1 protein-coding gene is annotated in these 281 nt (G+C 34.5%); it reads left to right on the forward strand.

Annotated elements, in window-relative coordinates; genetic code table 11:
- A partial coding sequence (locus JJQ60_RS22455) for a transposase (RefSeq protein ID WP_201924780.1) occupies nucleotides 1-281 on the forward strand: 281 nt, incomplete at both ends.

Below are 281 nucleotides of genomic sequence, written 5' to 3' on the forward strand. Positions count from 1 at the left end.
AAAGCAAGATCAAAAATTATCAACGTTACAGAAACAACTTGTATCTACCCCAGGAGTTGGAAAGGTTTTAGCTTGGAATTTGTTAGTGAAAACCAATGAATTTAAAACCATAACTGAGCCAAGAAAACTTGCCTGTTATGTCGGTGTGGCTCCTTTTGAAAACATATCGGGAACATCAATATTTAGAAAACCAAGAGTATCCTCTTTTGCTGATAAAGATCTAAAAAGATTATTGCACTTGGGCGCAATGAGCGCTATTCGTTTAAAAAATGATTTAAGTA

The sequence above is a fragment of the Aquimarina mytili genome (assembly GCF_016735115.1).
In the GTDB taxonomy this organism is placed as follows: Bacteria; Bacteroidota; Bacteroidia; order Flavobacteriales; family Flavobacteriaceae; genus Aquimarina; species Aquimarina mytili.